At 48.7% G+C, this 530-nt stretch carries 1 pseudogene; it reads right to left on the minus strand.

Features of this window, described 5'->3' with window-relative positions:
- A pseudogene (gene dnaE, locus R7Q48_RS30675) lies at positions 1-530 on the minus strand (DNA polymerase III subunit alpha); the annotation flags it as partial.

Consider the following 530-nt stretch of genomic DNA (forward strand, 5'->3'; position numbering starts at 1 on the left):
AAGTCATATTCAAGCGGATCAAGATCGGTGATTTTCAGCGCGTAGGCCACCAAAGAACCGGCACCCGAACCACGACCAGGACCGACTGGAATCGCGTTGTCTTTCGACCACTGGATGAACTCCATTACGATCAAGAAGTAGCCAGGGAACCCCATTTGGTTGATTACGTCGAGTTCGATTTGTAAACGCTCGTCGTATTCTGGACGGCGCTTTTTGCGCTCTTCTTCATTAGGGAATAGGAACTCTAGACGCTCTTCCAAACCTTCTCGCGACTTCATGACCAAGAATTCAGTTTCTTCCATCCCTTCTGTTGGGAAGGCGGGCAAGAAGTATTCACCTAAACGAACGGTCACGTTGCAACGCTTGGCGATCTCAACACTGTTTTCTAGCGCTTCTGGAATATCAGCAAACAGCTCACACATTTCCTCTTCAGTGCGAAGGTACTGCTGCGGGCTGTAATTTTTTGGTCGGCGTGGATCTTCTAATGTGTAACCATCATGAATCGCAACACGAATCTCGTGCGCATCGAA

It is taken from the genome of Vibrio sp. 378, assembly GCF_033339435.1.